12 protein-coding genes are annotated in these 16669 nt (G+C 72.5%); 7 read left to right on the top strand and 5 right to left on the bottom strand.

The annotated features are described in order from the left end of the window. The first annotated feature begins 36 nt into the window (after window positions 1-36). Both M8542_RS13720 and M8542_RS13715 read left to right on the top strand, forming a co-directional pair. Window positions 37-852 carry an SAM-dependent methyltransferase gene (locus M8542_RS13720; RefSeq protein WP_257920502.1) on the top strand — a complete coding sequence of 272 codons (816 nt, stop codon included), beginning with the start codon at window positions 37-39 and terminating at the stop codon, window positions 850-852. 41 nt (window positions 853-893) lie between these two features. Continuing rightward, entirely contained in the window at window positions 894-2108 is a 1215-nt protein-coding gene (locus M8542_RS13715) for a GNAT family N-acetyltransferase (RefSeq protein WP_257920501.1), read from the top strand. On the opposite strand, the gene M8542_RS13710 is transcribed toward M8542_RS13715, so the two are convergent. Continuing rightward, window positions 2105-5068, bottom strand: coding sequence for a glycoside hydrolase family 3 C-terminal domain-containing protein (locus M8542_RS13710; protein ID WP_276586410.1), 2964 nt, complete (start codon window positions 5066-5068; stop codon window positions 2105-2107). The two genes, M8542_RS13715 and M8542_RS13710, sit on opposite strands and share 4 nt — an antisense overlap. Before the next feature lie 295 nt (window positions 5069-5363). Here M8542_RS13710 and M8542_RS13705 point away from each other — a divergent pair, with 295 nt between their 5' ends. The 5 genes from M8542_RS13705 to M8542_RS13685 are packed head-to-tail and all read left to right on the top strand — an operon-like array spanning window position 5364 to window position 11383. Continuing rightward, the gene (locus tag M8542_RS13705) at window positions 5364-6371 is read left to right on the top strand and encodes a LacI family DNA-binding transcriptional regulator (RefSeq protein WP_257920499.1); all 1008 of its coding nucleotides are present in this window, start codon (window positions 5364-5366) and stop codon (window positions 6369-6371) included. Window positions 6372-6405: 34 nt separating this feature from the next. After that, window positions 6406-7635: an ABC transporter substrate-binding protein gene (locus M8542_RS13700; RefSeq protein WP_257920498.1), complete on the top strand. Its 1230-nt coding sequence runs from the start codon at window positions 6406-6408 to the stop codon at window positions 7633-7635. A gap of 2 nt (window positions 7636-7637) precedes the next feature. Continuing rightward, the gene (locus M8542_RS13695) at window positions 7638-8570 is read left to right on the top strand and encodes a carbohydrate ABC transporter permease (protein ID WP_257920627.1); all 933 of its coding nucleotides are present in this window, start codon (window positions 7638-7640) and stop codon (window positions 8568-8570) included. Next, a complete protein-coding gene (locus tag M8542_RS13690) occupies window positions 8567-9370 on the top strand; it encodes a carbohydrate ABC transporter permease (protein ID WP_257920497.1) in 804 nt (267 codons plus the stop codon). Before M8542_RS13695 ends, M8542_RS13690 begins: the two co-directional genes overlap by 4 nt. Window positions 9371-9379: 9 nt before the next feature. After that, entirely contained in the window at window positions 9380-11383 is a 2004-nt protein-coding gene (locus M8542_RS13685) for a glycoside hydrolase family 31 protein (RefSeq protein WP_257920496.1), read from the top strand. A 355-nt stretch (window positions 11384-11738) separates the two neighbouring features. Here M8542_RS13685 and M8542_RS13680 read toward each other — a convergent pair whose 3' ends face one another. The 4 genes from M8542_RS13680 to M8542_RS13665 form a co-directional block, all read right to left on the bottom strand. Further along, window positions 11739-12854, bottom strand: a complete 1116-nt coding sequence (locus tag M8542_RS13680) for a GntG family PLP-dependent aldolase (protein ID WP_257920495.1) — start codon at window positions 12852-12854, stop codon at window positions 11739-11741. A 17-nt stretch (window positions 12855-12871) separates the two neighbouring features. Then, window positions 12872-14347, bottom strand: coding sequence for an argininosuccinate lyase (locus tag M8542_RS13675; RefSeq protein WP_257920494.1), 1476 nt, complete (start codon window positions 14345-14347; stop codon window positions 12872-12874). A 106-nt stretch (window positions 14348-14453) separates the two neighbouring features. Beyond that, complete coding sequence (locus M8542_RS13670; RefSeq protein ID WP_257920493.1) at window positions 14454-15647, bottom strand: ATP-grasp domain-containing protein; 1194 nt, start codon at window positions 15645-15647, stop codon at window positions 14454-14456. After that, the gene (locus M8542_RS13665) at window positions 15644-16666 is read right to left on the bottom strand and encodes a pyridoxal-phosphate dependent enzyme (RefSeq protein ID WP_257920492.1); all 1023 of its coding nucleotides are present in this window, start codon (window positions 16664-16666) and stop codon (window positions 15644-15646) included. The genes M8542_RS13670 and M8542_RS13665 overlap by 4 nt, the downstream gene beginning before the upstream one ends. Between the last annotated feature and the right edge of the window lie 3 nt (window positions 16667-16669).

The following is a 16669-nucleotide window of genomic DNA, read 5'->3' as shown; positions in this document are numbered from 1 at the left end:
CCCCACCTCAAGGGAGCGCGAGGGTGGGAGGTCCCGGTGACGGGCGAGCTGAGCTGGGTGCCACCGGAGATCGACACCACGGTGCCGAACCCGGCGCGGGTGTACGACTTCTGGCTCGACGGCGACCACAACTTCGCCGCCGACCGGGCGCTCGGCGAGCAGATCCTCAAGATCATGCCGGGGGTGCGCGACGCGGCCCGCCTCAACCGCGCGTTCCTGCGCCGCGCCGCGCGGTTCATGGTCCGCGCCGGGGTCCGGCAGTTCCTCGACATCGGCTCCGGGATCCCGACCGCAGGGAACCTGCACGAGATCGTGCAGCAGGTCGACCCGGCGTGCCGGGTGGTCTACGTCGACCGCGAGTCCGTCGCGGTCGCCCACAGCCAGTTGTTGTTGCAGGGCAACGAAAACTGCACGGTGGTACAGGCCGACCTACGGGACGTCAACGACGTCTTCGAGGGCGCCCGCGGGCTGCTCGACCCGGACCAGCCGACCGGGCTGTTCATGTTGCTGCTCCTGCACTTCGTACCCGACACGTGGGACCCGGCCGGCATCGTCGCCCGCTACCGCGACCGGCTGGCGCCGGGCAGCTACTTCGCCGTCTCGCACGTCGCGGCGGACTCGGAGTCCGAGCGGCTCGACGAGGCCGTCGAGGTCTACAAGAGCCGGCAGGACCAGCAGAACCAGCCGGTCCCCCGCACGCACGACGAGATCATGCGCTTCTTCGCGGGCTTCGAGCTGGTGGACCCGGGCCTGGTCGGCTGCGCGATGTGGAACCCCGAGGGCGCCGGCGACATGTCCGACGACCCGGCGATCAACGCGCTGCCCTACGCCGGAGTCGGCCGGAAGCGGTAATTCACTTGATCGACCACCGCCCCGGGCACTGGACTGGGCCGATGGAGACCCGTGCCACCACCGAGCAGGACCTCGACGCCTTCGTCGCCACCTTCCACGCCGCGCTGGGCCGCTTCCCCGAGACGCCGTCCGACGACGGTGGCGGGGTCTGGTACTCGGCGCTGGAGATGGACCGCAACCTGCTCGCCGTGGCGGACGGGCGGCCCGTCGGCACCGCGGGCGCGTATTCCTTCGAGCTGACGCTGCCCGGGGAGACGCTCGTCCCGGCCGCGGGCGTGACCGCCGTCGGCGTCCTGCCCTCGCACCGGCGCCGGGGCGCGCTCACCGCGATGATGCGCCACCAGCTCACCGATCTGCGGGCCCGTGGAGAGTTCCTCGCCGTGCTGCTGGCCTCCGAAGCGGTGATCTACCGCCGGTTCGGCTACGGGCCGTCGACCACCACCCAACGACTGACCGTGCGCCGGCACCAGGCCGCCTTCGCCGCCCCACGCGGGGACGCCGAGGCCGGCGCCGGGTCGATCGAGGTCCTGCGGCGGGCCGATTGCGGCGAACTGCTGGAAGAGATCTACGACCGGTACCGCCGCGCCCAGCCCGGCGCGTTGTCCCGGCCGCACCGCTGGTGGACCGCCCGCGCGGGCAAGCCGCCGATCGCCCCGACGCCGCGGTACGTCGCCGTCCACCGCGACGCCGACGGCGTCCCCGACGGGTACGCCAGCTATTCGCTCGGCGAACCCGAGACCACGCTGACCGTCGACGAGACGATCACCACCGACGACGCCGTGTACTCGTCCTTGGCGCGGTTCGTGCTGAACCACGACCTGGTCACCCAGGTGGTGTTCAAGCACAGTCCGCCCGGGCACCCGCTGCGCTGGCAGCTCGCCGACCTCCGCGCTGCCCAGGTCACCGACGAGACCGACTGGCTCTGGGTGCGGCTGCTGGACGTCCCGCGTGCGCTGACCGCCCGCGGCTGGTTCAACGACGGCGAGCTGGTCCTCGACGTCGGCGACCCGTTCTTCGGCGAGCAAAACCGCTACCTGCTGTCCGTGCGGGACGGCAAGGCCGAGTGCTCCCCCACCGACCGGGAGCCCGACCTCTCCCTGGACGTGAGCGACCTCGGCTCGGTCTACCTCGGCGGCATCGCCCCGAGCACGCTGGTGCGGGCCGGGCACATCCGCGCCCACCACCCGGGCGCGGCCGCGCTCGCCGACACGCTCTTCCGCGGCGAGCGCGCCCCGCACTGCCTGCACTGGTTCTAGCGCAGGGAGAACGTCGCCAGGTTCGCCGGGCCGTCGAAGGTGAGGTAGACGTCGTGGCGGCCCGCCACCTTCGCCAGGTCGGCCGTCACCGTCGTGTACGTGTACCGGTCGCCCGAGCTCGGCACGTTCGCCGTGCCCACGACCCGGCCGGTCGGTGCGTCCAGCCGGACCGTGACGCGGGACGGCTCCACTGTGGACACCGACGCGGTGAACCGGGCGGGCCCGTCGAGCGCGACGTCGCGGTACGCCAGCCAGCTCCCCGCCACCGCCGCGACCGACGTGCCCGCCGTCTTCGCCGTGTCCGTCAACGTCGTCCCGGCGTAGTCGTCGAAGTTCTGCGCGGGCGTGGACCGGCTCAGGTCGCGGGGTGCCGGCCGCTCCCCCGGCACGAAGACCGGGCGCGCCGCCGTGCGGTCGGCTGCGTTGTGCCCCACCGAGAACTCGTACAGTCCTTCAGCCACCACGGACCGGTCGCGGGAGACGTCCCACGCGGCGAGGTCCGCGATCGGCACCTCGAACCGGACGGTCCGTGTCTCGTGCGGCTTCAGCGTCACGCGCGAGAAGTCACGCAACCGCGGCCCGCTCGAATAGAGCTGGACGACGTCGGTGCCGGCGCGGGCGCCGGTGTTCGTCACCTCGGCGCTCACCCGGATCACGCCGCCGACCCGCGAGGCCCGCACCGAGCCGTAGCGGAAGCTCGTGTAGCCGAGCCCGTAACCGAAGGGGTACAACGGCTTCCCGCGGTAGTACTGGTAGGTCAGCCCGGTCTTCGCGATGTCGTAGTCCAGGATGCTCGGCAGTCCCGCGTCGGAGGCGTACCAGGTCTGCGTGAGCCGCCCGCTCGGGTTCACGTCCCCGAAGAGCACGTCGGCGACCGCGTGCCCGGTCTCCTGGCCGGCGTGGCTGGTCCAGACGAGCCCGGGCACCGGCAGCGTGTCCCAGCCGGTCGTCGGGTAGCTGTTCTCCGCCACGACCACGGTGTGCGGGTTCGCCTGGTGCACGGCCTCGATCAGCGCCCGTTGCGCCGGGGCCAAGGCGGTGCTCGTCCGGTCGTTCGCCTCGCGGCCGTTGATGAACGGCATGCTGCCGACCACGACCACCGCCGTGTCCGCCCCTCGGGCCGCGGCGACGGCGTCGGCGACGCCGCTGCGCACCACGTCCCGCCCGAACTTCGTCGCGTGGGCGGCGTCGGGCGCGGAGATCGTCAGGACCCCGTCGGCGCCGAGGACCGCGAACCGGTTCGGGCCGAACCACGGCTCGGTGACCTCGTTGCCGGCGTATTCGAGCACGTAGCTGCCGTCGGGCTGCGGGTCGAGCTTCAGCTGCTGCTGCACGAACCACCCGGACGGCTGGTCGGCGTCGTTCACCAGCGCGCCGCCGGAGTAGCTCAGGAACCTGCCGTTGGCCGCGGCGCGCAGGGTGTTCTTGCCCGCGCCCCAGTCGTAGACGTCAAAGGACTCCGCCGGCCCCGCGGTGGTGCCGCCCGCGGTCACCTTGCCGGGTGTGGCGGGCGCGGTGAGGTAGCGGCCGGTGGCGAGGTCCTTGAGCGCGATCCGGTCGACGCCTTCGGACGAGGCGACCGGGGCGCCGAGCCGTTCCTCGACGCCCTGCTTCGGCGTGACGCGGTAGGGCATCGCGCCGCTGTACCAGTCCTCGTACAGCGTGTCGGACAGCGGGCCGACGACCGCGACCTTCTTCGTCTTCGCCGCGTCGAGCGGGAGCGCGTTGTCGTCGTTGCGCAGCAGGACGACCTGTTCGTCGGCCGCCTTCCGGGCGAGCGCCCGGTGCGCCGGGGAGTTGATGACCGCGGGCGTGATCTTCGCGTACGGGTTCCGGCCGGGCGGGTCGAACTCGCCGAGCCGGAACCGCAGCGACAGCAGGTGCCGGTCGGCGTTCTCGACGTCGGCCATGGTCAGCAGCCCCCGTGACAGCGCTTCCTTGACGGCCTCGACGGTGATCGAGCCGTTGGTGTCGTTGTCGGTGAAACTGTCGAGCCCTGCCTTGATCGCCGCGGCGTCCGCCTCGGCCTTGGTGGCGTAGTACTTCTCGGAGTTGACCAGGTTGGCCGGCGCCCCGGCGTCGCTGACGACCGCGATGTCCCGCGGGGCCCACTTCCGCAGTACGCCGCCGAGGTCCGGGCTCACCGTGTTCGGCCGCCCGTTGACCAGGTTGTACGACGGCATGACGCCGTTGGCCGCACCCGCTCGGAGCGGGATCTTGAACGCCTGCTCGTCGTAGTCGTGCAGGATCTTCGGCGGCACCGAAGAGTTGCTCGTGTCCCGGCTGACCTCGTTGTTGTAGGCGAGGTAGTGCTTCAGCGTGGGCGCGGCCTGCAGGTACCGCGGGTCGTCACCCTGGATGCCGTGGCCGTAGGCCGTCGCGAGCTGCCCGGTGAGGTACGGGTCCTCCGAGTAGCCCTCTTCGTTGCGGCCCCAGCGCGGGTCGCGCAGCAGGTTGACCACCGGTGCCCACAGGTTGAGCCCCCACAGCGTCGGGTTGCGCGCGTTGAAGCCGCGCGCCTCCTGTCCGACGGCCGAGCCGACCTGCTTGACCAGCGCGGGGTCCCAGGTCGACGCCAGGCCGATGGCCTGCGGGAACACCGTGCCGTCCGCTTTGACGACGGCGCCGTTGTCGTCGTAGTCGGTCGACCACGCGACGCCGTGCAGGGCTTCGGTGCCGGTCTTGAACACGCCGATGCCCAGCCGCGGGATGGCCGGCTCGTACTGGTGCAGCAGCGACACCTTCTCGTCCGCGGTCAACCGGGACAGCAGGTCGTCGATCCGCGTCGCCAGGGGCAACGCCGGGTCGCGGAACGGCGGTGGCGGGGCCGCGAGCGCCGGCGCGGGCGCCAGCAGCAGCGTCGCGGCGACCAGTGGCACGAGGGCACGGCGGAGCGGGGACCGGTGCACGGAGAGCCTCCCGGATTCGTCGAATCGTTTCGACGGCGCGGCGCGGAACATTCGCGTCGAAGGTGAGGATGGTGACGACTATTACAGCCGTGTGAGCGCCCGGTCAAGGCTTCCTGGGAGCGCACCCAGGAACTCCGGGTCGAGCCGAAATCTGCGGGCTGAGCTGCGGGAAGACGTGTCATCAGCGACGTTCGACAGTTTCGACCACGACGATGATCGTCGAATGCGAATCGAATATCTCCGGACGGCAAATCCGGCTTGTGTTTCGGGCGGGTGTCACTTACCTTCTTGCCATCGTCGATGCGCTTCGACGCTGTTCTCCCGCCCCGTCCCCAGGAGGCCGCCCGTGGTCACGATCAACGACGTCGCCAGCGCGGCGGGGGTGGCCCCCAGCACGGTGTCGTACGTGATCAGCGGCAAGCGCTCGATCTCGCCGAAGACCCGCCGGTTGGTGGAAGAGAGTATCCGCAAGCTCGGCTACCACCCGCACGCCGGGGCCCGCGCGCTCGCCAGCAGCAAGACGAACGTGCTGGCGCTGGTCGTGCCGCTGCGCACGGACCTCAACGTGGCCGTGGTGATGGAGTTCGTCGCCTCGGCGGTCACCGCGGCCCGCGCGTACGACCACGACCTGCTGCTGCTCACCAAGGACGAAGGCCCCGCCGCGCTGCAGCGGGTGGCGTCGTCGGCGATCGCCGACGCGCTGATGGTGATGGACGTCGAAGCCGCCGACCCGCGGGTGCCGATGCTCATCGCGCTCGACCTGCCGGTGGTGCTCATCGGCGTGCCCGACCACCCGGCCGGGCTGAGCTGCGTGGACCTGGACTTCACCGCCGCCGGCTCGGCGTGCGTCACGCACCTGGCCGACCTCGGCCACCGCTCGGTCGCGCTGATCGGCCCCTCCCCCGCCGTCTACCGGCGCGGCACGAGCTACGCGACGCGGTTCCTGCGCGGGTTCGACGACGCCGCGAAGAGCCGGGACGTCCGGGCGGCGAACCGGCCGTGTGCCCACTCCTACGAAGCGGTCAGCGCCTGCCTCGACGACCTGTTCGCCGCCGACCCGGACCTGACCGGCCTGGTCGTGCACAACGAGGCGGTGCTGCCCGGGCTGCTGTCGGACCTGCGCCACCGCGGCCTGCGGGTGCCCGAGGACGTCTCGGTCGTCGCGGTCTGCCCGGACAGCATGGCCGAGCAGCACCCGGTCGCGCTGACCACGGTCGCCATCCCCGCCGAGGAGGTCGGGGCGCAGGCCGTCGAGATGACCATGCGCCGGCTCGCCGGCCACACCACCCCGGAGGTCCGGCTCCTCGGACCTCGTCTCACCCGGCGCGACAGCACCGCCGCGCCCCGCGCTTGACCGCTTTTCGCTCCAGCGTCGAAGGAGGATCACCATGTCCCTACCCCGTCGCGCCCTGATCCTGGCCGCGAGCGCCACGTTGCTCGCCGCGTGCAGCCCCAGCCCCAGCACCCCGCCGAGCGGCGAAGGGGCCGCGCCCGCCTCGTCGATCACCGAGCTCGACTACTACGCCGACGAGCAGGGTTCCGCGGCGTGGCAGAAGATCCTCGACACCTGCGCGGCGCAGACCGGGATCAAGATCCAGCGCCAGACCGTGCCGACCGCGCAGATGCTGCCGAAGGTCCTCCAGGGCGCGAGTTCGAAGACACTGCCGAACCTGCTCTTCACCGACAACCCGACGGTGCAGCAGGTCGCCGCGACCGGCGCGCTGACCCCGTTGGACAGCTACGGCATCACCACCGACGGCTACTACGAAAGCATCGTCAAGGCCGGGACCTACCAGGGCAAGGTCTACGGGGTCGCGCCCGGCGTCAACGGCCTCGCGCTGATCTACAACAAGGACCTCCTCACCGCGGCCGGGGTCCAGCCGCCGAAGACGTGGGACGAGCTGAAGGCCGCCGCGGCGAAGCTCACCAAGGACGGCAAGTACGGCCTGGCCTTTTCGGCGATCCCGTCCGAAGAAGGCACCTGGCAGTTCCTGCCGTTCTTCTGGAGCAACGGCGCCGAACTGTCCCAAGTGGACTCCGCGGCGTCCGTGCAAGCGCTTCGGTTCGTGACCGACCTGGTGAACTCCGGCTCCGCGTCGAAGTCGGTGGTGACGTGGAACCAGAACGACGTCGCCGACCAGTTCGTCGCGGGCAACGCGGCGATGATGGTGAACGGCTCCTGGAACCTGGCCCGGCTCGACGAGCAGAAGTCCCTGCACTACGGCGTCGTCCCGATCCCGGTGCCGCAGGCCGGCGCGAAGCCCGTGGTCGCGCTCGGCGGTGAAGTCGGCACCGTGCCGGTCACCAGCGGCCCGGCCCAGCAGGCGGCCGGGAAGGTGCTCTCCTGCGTCCTGTCCGAGCCGACGATGCTCGAGTGGAGCAAGGCGCACGCCTACATCCCGTCGAAGACGGCCACCGCGGCGAAGTTCGGCACGCAGCAGCCCGCGATGCAGGCGTTCGTCGACGAGGTCGGCTCGGCCCGCTCCCGCACCGCCGAGCTCGGCGAGAAGTACCCGAAGGTTTCGCAGGCGCTGGCCGACGCGATCCAGGCGTCGCTGACCGGGAAGCAGCCGGCCGACCAGGCGCTCAAGGCCGCCCAGCAGGCGGCCGGCTCGTGACGCTGGCCGCTCCGGCCGTCGCGGCGTCCCCGCGCGCCGGCCGGAAGCCCCGGCGGGACAACCGGTTCGCCGCGTGGCTGTTCCTGCTCCCGGCACTGGCCTACATCGTGGTGTTCTTCGGCTACCCGCTCGCCGCGAACGTCGTGATGAGCACGCAGAACTACACGGTGAAGTCCTTCTACACCGGCGAAGCGCCGTTCGTCGGCCTCGCCAACTACACGGCCGTGGTCGGCAACCCGCTGTTCGGCACCGCGGCGCTCAACACCGTCCTGTTCACCGCCGGGTCGCTCTTCTTCCAGTTCGGCATCGGCCTGGCGCTGGCGGTCTTCTTCAACGGCCGCTTCCTGGGCAGCGCGCTGCTGCGGTCGCTGCTCCTGCTGCCGTGGCTGCTGCCGCTCGTGGTGAGCGGCGCGGTCTGGCGGTGGATGTTCGACCAGGACCACGGCGTGCTCAACGCGGGCCTGCGGTTCCTGGGGTTCGACGCGGTGCCGTGGCTGAGCAGCACGAGCTGGGCGCTGCCGGCGGTGATCCTGACCAACATCTGGATCGGCATCCCGTTCAACCTGGTCATCCTGCACGGCGGGCTGCGCGCGATCCCCGCGTCGCTCTACGAGGCCGCTTCGCTGGACGGCGCGAACGCGTGGCAGCGGTTCCGGCACGTCACCTGGCCACTGCTGCGGCCGGTCACCGGGATCGTGCTGATGCTCGGGCTGGTCTACACGATCAAGGTGTTCGACGTGATCATGGTCGTCACCGGCGGCGGCCCGGCCAACGCGACCCAGACGCTCACGACGTGGTCCTACCGGCTGTCGTTCCAGGACTTCGCGTTCGGGCAGGGCGCGGCGGTCGGCAACGTCCTCATCCTGGTGGCGACGCTGTTCGGGTTGCTCTACCTGCGCTCGGCGAAGGCGACGCTGGCCGAGGCCGCGGCATGAAGGCCCGCACGGTCTTCGGCGTCCTGATCGTCGCGGTGCTGCTGTTCCCGCTGTTCTGGATGGTCAACGCGTCGCTGCAGCCCAGCGGCGCGCTGCTGCGCCCGGACCCCGCGTTCTTCCCCGTCGACGGCACGCTGGACGGCTATCGCAAGGCGTTGTCCTCCCAGGGACCGCACCTGCTCTCCAGCGTCGTCGTCGCCCTCGGCACGGTGGTCGTGTCGCTGCTGGTCGCCGCGCCGGCGTCCTACGCGCTGGCCCAGCTGAGGGTGCGCGGCGGGCCGGTGCTGGTGTTCGTGCTGCTCATCGTGCAGCTGATCCCGGGCATCGTGATGGCGAACGCGCTCTACACCGTGTTCAGCAACCTCGGGCTGATCGACAGCTACCTCGGGCTGGTGCTCGCCGACTCCACCGCGACGATCCCGTTCGCCGTGCTCCTGCTGCGTGCCTTCATGATCTCCGTGCCGCGGGAGCTCACCGAAGCGTCCCGAGTGGACGGCGCGGGGTACTGGCGGACGTTCTTCTCGATCATCCTGCCGGTCAGCCGCAACGCGCTGGTGACCGCCGGGCTGTTCGCGTTCCTGTTCGCCTGGGCGGACTTCCTGTTCGCCGTCACCCTCACCACCGGGCAGTCGTTCGAGCCCATCACGGTGGGCATCTACCGGTTCGTCGGCAACCAGTCGGCCGACTGGAACGGGATCATGGCCACCGCCGTCCTCGCCGCGGTCCCCGCGGCCGTCCTGCTCGTCGTCGCCCAGCGGTACGTCGTCGCCGGGCTGACCAGCGGCGCCGTCAAAGACTAAGGAGACCGCGTGATCGCCACGACCGAAGACGGCCGCTCGCTCGAAGTGACCGTGCGGCACGAGGTGCTGCGCGTCGAGCCGTGGGGCGCCGACAGCCTGCGGGTGCGCGCGGGACGCCACCGCATTCTCGACGACGTGCCGGGCGCACTGCTGCCCGCGAAGCCGTCGGCCGCGTCCGCGACGGCCTCGGCACGGTCGGGTCGCGTCGTGAACGGGGCGCTCACCGCGATCGTCGAGATCGCCGACACCGACACCGGGATCGACGCGCAGCTGCGGTTCGTCCGGACCGGCACCGGCGAGGAGCTGCTGGCCGAGCAGCGCGCGCACTTCTGGTGGCCGGGCGCGCGGCTGTTCATGCCTTCGCGCAACGGCTACGGCCGGCTCGAGCAGCGGTTCACCGCCTACGACGGCGAGCGGATCTACGGCCTCGGCCAGCACACCCACGGCCGGCTCGACCAGAAGGGCCTCGTGCTCGACCTGGTGCAGCGCAACGCCGAGGTGTCGGTGCCGTTCCTGCTGTCGAACCGCGGCTACGGGTTCCTGTGGAACAGCCCCGCGGTCGGCCGGGTCGAGCTGGCCGGCAACGGCACCCGCTGGGTGGCCGACGACGCCCGCCAGCTCGACTACTGGATCACCACCGGCGACGGTCCGCGCGAGATCCTCGGCCACTACGCCGACGCGACCGGCCACGTCCCGATGCTGCCGGAGTGGGCGGCCGGGTTCTGGCAGTCGAAGCTGCGCTACCGGACGCAGGAGGAGCTGCTGGCGGTCGCGCGGGAGTACCACGAGCGCGGGTTGCCGCTGTCGGTGATCGTCGCGGACTTCTTCCACTGGACCCACCTCGGCGACTGGCGCTTCGACCCGGCCGAGTGGCCGGACCCGGCCGGGCTGGTGCGCTCGCTGGCGGAGCTCGGCGTCAAGCTGATGGTGTCGGTGTGGCCGTCGGTCAGCCCGCTGTCGGCGAACTACCGCGAGCTGCACGAGCGGGGTCTGCTGGTGGCCGCCGAAAGCGGCGTCCCGGCGCACGCGCCGTGGAAGGACAAGGGGTTCGACGTCGAGATGCCGGTGGCGTTCTACGACGCGACGAACCCGGCGGCACGGCGGTTCGTGTGGGGCAAGGTCAAGGAGAACTACTACGACCTGGGCGTGCGGGCGTGGTGGCTGGACGGCGACGAGCCGGAGATCCAGCCCGGGCACCCGCACAACCTGGGGTTTCACGCCGGCCCGGGCGCGGAGGTGTTCAACCTCTACCCGCAGGCGAACGCGCAGGCGTTCCACGACGGCATCCGCGCCGAGGGCGACGACGAGGTGGTGCTGCTGTCCCGCTCGGCGTGGGCGGGCAGCCAGCGGTTCGGGGCGGCGCTCTGGTCGGGCGACGTCGCCGCGACGTGGGAGTCGCTGCGGACGCAGGTCCGGGCCGGGCTGAACGTGGCGGTGGCGGGCATCCCGTGGTGGACCACGGACATCGGCGGCTTCCACGGCGGCGACCCGGCGTCGGAGGCGTACCGCGAGCTGTTGGTCCGCTGGTTCCAGTACGGCGTGTTCTGCCCGCTGTTCCGCCTGCACGGCTTCCGCGACCCGCGGCCGGCGTTCGGCCCGTCGATGACCGGCGGGCCCAACGAGGTCTGGTCGTTCGGCTCTGCCGCGCTGACTGCGATCACGGCGGCCTTGCGGCTGCGCGAGCGGCTGCGGCCGTACCTGATGGCCCAGATGCGGGCGGCGCACGAGCAGGGCGTGCCACCGATGCGGCCGCTGTTCGTGGATTTTCCGGCTGATGGATTTTCTTGGGAGGTCGAGGACCAGTTCCTGCTCGGCCCGGACCTGCTGGTGGCGCCGGTTTTGTCGCCGGAGGTCACCTCCCGGCAGGTGTACCTGCCGGGAGGTGCGTCGTGGACGGACGCGGTGACCGGCGCCCGGCACGACGGCGGCGTGACGATCGAGGCGGACGCCCCGGCCGAGCGGATCCCGGTGTTCCTCCGTGACGGCGCGAAGGTGCCGATCCGCCCGGAGTGAGCCGAGGCGGCGCTGGTGCGGCCGCGTGGCCCAGCGGCGGCAACGCCCAAGCCGCGCAAGCCCGCTCACGGACTGGCCGCTCGCCCGAGCAGCCGATGCCCGCGGGCATCCGCCGCCGACGGTCGTGCGACCGGCTGGCCCAGCGACCGCCCCACCCGAGCCGGGCACGCCCGCTCGCGGACATGCCGGCCCGAGCAGCCTCCCCCGCTCAAGCGGCCCAAGCGCACACACCGACCAGCCACCCGCTCAAGCAGCCCGGCGCCCGCGCAACCTCGGCTACCGAAGTGGCGGCGCAGCACAAGACCACCCACTCGCCGGAACGGCGGCCGGACCACCACGGCCCGGCCGCCGGTCGTCACCGCACCAGGGCGTCGTGCCCGAGAAGATCCCCGAAGACCGAGACCGCGCGGTCGACCGCGTCGTCGTCCACTCCCGCGTGGGTCACCGCGCGGATGCGGTCGTGGCCCAGCTCCTCCACCCGGATGCCCCGGCGGCGGGCCGCCTCGATCAGGGTCCGGGTCGTGTAGCGGTCGTCGCGGACCTTGAAGAACACCATGTTCGTCAGGGGCGGCCCCGGGTCCAGCCGGACGCCCGGGATGCGGGACAGGCCGCGGGCCAGGCGGGCCGCGCGGGCGTGGTCGTCGGCCAGGCGCTCGGTCATCTCCGTCAGCGCCACGATGCCGCACGCCGCGATCATGCCCGCCTGGCGCATGCCTCCACCGAGCATCTTGCGCATGCGGCGGGCCGCCGCGATCGTCACGCGGTCGCCCACCAGCACCGAGCCGATCGGCGCGCACAGGCCCTTCGACAGACAGATCTGCACGGTGTCCGCGTGCTTGGCCACCTCGGCCGCGCTGACACCCAGCGCCACCGCCGCGTTGAACAGCCGCGCGCCGTCGAGGTGGAGGGCGACGCCGTGCGAGCGGATCAGCCGGGACACCTCACTCAGGTAGTCCAGCTGCAACGGCAGCCCACCGCAGCGGTTCTGCGGCGTCTCCAGGCTGAGCACCGCCGGCGGCGCGATCTGCGGATCGCTGCGGTCCACCGCGCACGCTTCGGCGATCGCCGCCGGGTCGATCGTGCCGTCGGGCAGGTTGGGCAGCGGGTCGTAGACGATGCCGCCGCACAGCGACGCCCCGCCCGCTTCGTAGACGTACACATCGGACTCGTGCCCGACGATCGCCTTGCCGCCACGCGGGCAGTGCGCCAGCAGCGCGGTGAGGTTGGCCATCGTGCCGCTCGGCATCAGGCAGCCGGCCTGCTTGCCGAGCAGCTCGGCGGACAGCTGCTCGAGCCGGTCCACGGTCGGGTCCTCGCCGTAGACGTCGTCGCCGAGCGGGGCACGCGCCGCGGCCTCCAGCATCGTGGGCGTCGGCAGGGTGAAGGTGTCGCTGCGGAGCTCGACGTACGTGCCCTGGGCGGGCGCGGTGTCCGGACGGAGGGTGGCGAGGTCGTCGGCGAAAGTGGTCATGACAGGCTCCTTGCTGCTCAGCGGATGAGGGTGCGGACGGCGTCGTCCAGGCCGATTTCGGCCTGGCTCCAGCGCCAGCGGCGTTCGTCGGCGGCGGCCCGGATGCGGGCGAACGCCGTCTCGGCTTCGGTCACGGCGGCGAGCACGGACTCCCGCGCCGGGCCGCCGCCGTGGGACGCGTGCTGCGCGACTTCGGCCGGGTCCAGCGCGGCGAGGACGTGCGGCGGCTGCCCGGCGAGCCGGACGCGGGCGACCTCGTGCAGGGCGAGCCCGGAAGCCAGCGCCTCCTTCGCGATCGCGCCGACGTCGTGGTGCGCCTGCCGGAACGGGACACCGGCGTCGACGAGCCGTTCCGCAAGGTGGGTGGCGGCGGTCTGGCCGTCGACCGCGCGCTCGTACATCCGTTCCGGCACCGGTTCGGCGCCTTCGACCACCAGCCGCAGCAGGACGACGGCGTCGGTCGCCGCTTCCAGGGCCGACCACGCCGGCGCGACGGCTTCGGTGCCGACCGCGATGGCGTTGGTGAACCGCGCGGTCGCCATCGCGCCCGCCGACGCGGTGAACGCGCCGAGCGGGGCCAGCGCCCGGCCTTGGACGTGCTCCAGCAGGAACGGATTCCGCTTCTGCGGCATCATCGAGCTCGACCCGACGACGTCGTCGGCGAGCCGCAGCAGCCCGGCCTCGGCGCTGGTCCACGCCTGGAAGTCGTGCGAGACGCGGCAGAGCAGCACGCCGAGCACGGTGGCCGCGGACAGCTGCCGCAGCACCAGGTCCCGCGAGGCGACGGCGTGCAGCGAGTTCGCCAGCGGAGCGGCGAACCCGAGCAGCGCGGTGGTGCGCCGCTGGTCGACCGGCAGTGACGTGCCGCCGACCGCGCCCGCGCCGAGCGGGTTCTGGTCCAGCTCGGCCCCGGCCTGCCACACGCCGTCGACGTCCCGGACGAGCGCGCTCGCCACCCCGGCGAGGTAGTGGCCGTAGGTGATCGGCACCGCGGGCTGGTGGTGGGTGTAGGCGGGCATGGTGACCTCGGCCCAGCGGCGAGCCCGCGCCAGCAGCGCGTGGCCGAGGGCGTCGCATTCGGCGAGCAGCCGTTCGTGCGGGGCACGCAGCCGGAGCCGGACGACGGTGGCGTTGAGGTCGTTGCGCGACCGTCCACTGTGGAGGACGCCGCCGACTTCGGCGCCGAGCGTGTCGATCAGGTGGGATTCGTAGGCGAGGTACCGGCCGCGCGGCGCGGGGACGTCGTGCAGCGGCGCGAACCGCTGGGCGCGCAGGGTTTCGATGCCGCGCAGGAGCTCGGCCGCGGGCCCCGGCTCGACGATGCCGCGTTCGGCGAGCATGACGACGTGGGCGCGGTCGACCTGGCTGATCAGCCCGAGCTCGGCCGCGACCGGGTCGGGCGTGGGGGCGGTGTCGCGGTCGAAGAGGATTTCCCTGGCCGCGGCGGAGATGGGGCTGGTGAGCCGGCCGGTCCCGCCTGGGGCGATGGTCATCGAGGTGCTCCTTCCGGGGTGTCCGGGTGGGGGTCGGGACGGTCTTCTTCCCGTTCGTCGCGCGAACGGTCGGTCTGCGCCACGGTGACGATGAGGAACCGCAGGGTCATCGGCGGGCTCCTTCCGGGACCAAAGCCGCGCGCAGCCGGTCGAGACCGGCGGCCGCGGCCGCTCGGGCGCCGCGGGGGCGGTCGGCCACCGCGAGCACGTATCCCGCCCGGTCGCGGTAGTCCCGCGCCGGACGGACGAGGGTGCCGTCCGGGCGGGAGATCCGCGCCTCGGCCACTCCCGGCACCGCCGACGCCTTCGCCGCCGCATCCCCGGCCGAGAGCACCGAGGTGGCGGTGGCCGTCAGGAACCGCAGCGACGCACACGCCCGCCGGGACGCCCGCAGCTCCGGCGGCAGCCCGAGCACCGCCGCAACCTGCGCGGCGACCAGGTCGACGCCCGTCGCCGCGCGGACCAGCTCCGGGATCATGCCGCCCGCCGGGCGCGGGTTGACCTCCATCAGCCAGGGCCCGGACGGGGTCAGCCGGATCTCGACGTGCGCCGCGCCGAAGCCCAGCCCCAGCGCCGTCACCGCCGACCGGGCCGTGTCGATCAGCGCCGTCTCGTCCGCCGGGGGCAACGCCGCCGGGACGTCGTGGCCGACTTCGACGAAGAACGGCGCCGGGCCCAGGTGCTTGCGCACCACCGCGACCACGACGTCGCCGAACAGCTCCACCGAGTACTCCGGCCCGCTCGCGTACGGCTCCACCAGCACCTGCGGTGGCACCGGCAGCCCGCGTTCGTTGTGCGTCACCGAAAGCAGCGCCGCCGCCTGAGTGGCCACCGCCTCCGGCGTCTCGCACCGCAGCACGCCGACGCTGCCCGAGCCTTCGGCCGGCTTGAGCACGACCGGGAACTCGACCGCCGCCTCGACCGCTTCCGAAACCGAGGTCGCCACTGTGCACGGCGCGCCGAGGACCGCCCGCTGGTGCGCCTTGTTCCGGCAGTCGGTCACCGCGACCGGGTCCGGACCGGGCAGCCCCAGCTTGGCCGCGATCCGCGCCGCGACCGGGATGAAGTACTCCGAACTGCTCGTCACCCCGGCGGGCTCGCCGACGTCGGCAGCCAGCACCGCGCACGCGTCGGCCGTGTCGCACCGGACGACGCGGACGCCGTCTTCGGCCGCGTACGGGTACCGCGAAGGGTCGGCCGCGGCCAGCACCGGCTCGAACCCCAGCTCCCGGGCCTGCCGCGCGAACAGCCGCCCGGTGCCGGTCGTGTTGCTCTCGACGAGCAGCAGCGTGCGCGTCACGACGCGTCGGCCAGCGCGCGGCGGCCCCAGTTCAGCCACGTCCACGAGCCACCCGGCTCGGTCGGCGCGACGACCTCGTACGGCTCGGCCGCGCCCGCGTGGGCCAGTCCCTGCGCGCGCAGCCACTCGTCGGAGTACACCGTGTCCTGGTAGCGGTAGCCCTCGTCCGGCAGCAGCGCGACGACCGTCGCGTCCGGGTTCCGGCGCGCGAACCAGTCGGCGACCTTGAAGGACGCGCCGCTGGTCGGGCCCATGAACAGGCAGTGGCGCGCGTACAGGTCACGCGTCGCGGCGAACGCCTCCGCCGCGCCGATCCAGTGCACCTGGTCGTAGCTCGAGTGGTCGACGTTGGCCGGCACCAGGCTGTTGCCGAGCCCGCGCAGCATTCGCGGGCCGTCCGGCTGGCCGAAGATGGCGCTGCGCTGGGTGTCGACGCCGATGAGCGTCATCTCCGGGACGAGCATGCGCAGGAACGAGCTCGTGCCGGACGTCGAGCCGCCGGAGCCGACCGCGCCGACCAGGCAGTCGGGCACGCCGATCGTCTCGGCGAGCTGCTCGGCCACCAGCGCGTAGGACCGCGGGTTGTCGGGATTGCTGTACTGGCCGGGCACCCAGTGGTTCGGGTACTCGGCACGCAGCTCCTCGAGCCGGTCCAGCCGCGCGCGCTGGTAGCCGCCGACCGGGCTGGGCTTCGGGCAGATCTCGACGCGCGCGCCGAGGTGTTCGAGACGGCGCTTGAGCGGGGCGTCGATGGCCGGGTCGCCGACGATCGTGAGCGGGTAGCCACGCAGCCGGCAGACCATCGCGAGGCCGAGGCCGAACGTGCCCGACGACGTCTCGAGCACGGTCGTGCCGGGACCGACTTCGCCGCGTTCCTCGGCGCGGTCGAGCATGAACCGGGCGGGCAGCAGCTTCATCAGGCCGAAGGCGGCGACGTGGAAGTTGGGCCGGATCCGGATGATCCGGGGCAGCTCGGTCGCCTCCACGACGGACCGGCTGACGGGGGCGGCAAGGGTCATCGG

It is taken from the genome of Amycolatopsis iheyensis (assembly GCF_024703995.1).
GTDB lineage: Bacteria > Actinomycetota > Actinomycetes > Mycobacteriales > Pseudonocardiaceae > Amycolatopsis > Amycolatopsis iheyensis.
This window is presented reverse-complemented; position numbering and strand designations above follow the sequence as displayed.

Coding starts and splice junctions, on each gene's coding strand:
- M8542_RS13715 (WP_257920501.1), top strand. CDS start 894: ATGGAGACCCGTGCCACCACCGAGCAGGACCTCGACGCCTTCGTCGCC.
- M8542_RS13710 (WP_276586410.1), bottom strand. CDS start 5,068: ATGTTCCGCGCCGCGCCGTCGAAACGATTCGACGAATCCGGGAGGCTC.
- M8542_RS13700 (WP_257920498.1), top strand. CDS start 6,406: ATGTCCCTACCCCGTCGCGCCCTGATCCTGGCCGCGAGCGCCACGTTG.
- M8542_RS13690 (WP_257920497.1), top strand. CDS start 8,567: ATGAAGGCCCGCACGGTCTTCGGCGTCCTGATCGTCGCGGTGCTGCTG.
- M8542_RS13680 (WP_257920495.1), bottom strand. CDS start 12,854: ATGACCACTTTCGCCGACGACCTCGCCACCCTCCGTCCGGACACCGCG.
- M8542_RS13675 (WP_257920494.1), bottom strand. CDS start 14,347: ATGACCATCGCCCCAGGCGGGACCGGCCGGCTCACCAGCCCCATCTCC.
- M8542_RS13665 (WP_257920492.1), bottom strand. CDS start 16,666: ATGACCCTTGCCGCCCCCGTCAGCCGGTCCGTCGTGGAGGCGACCGAG.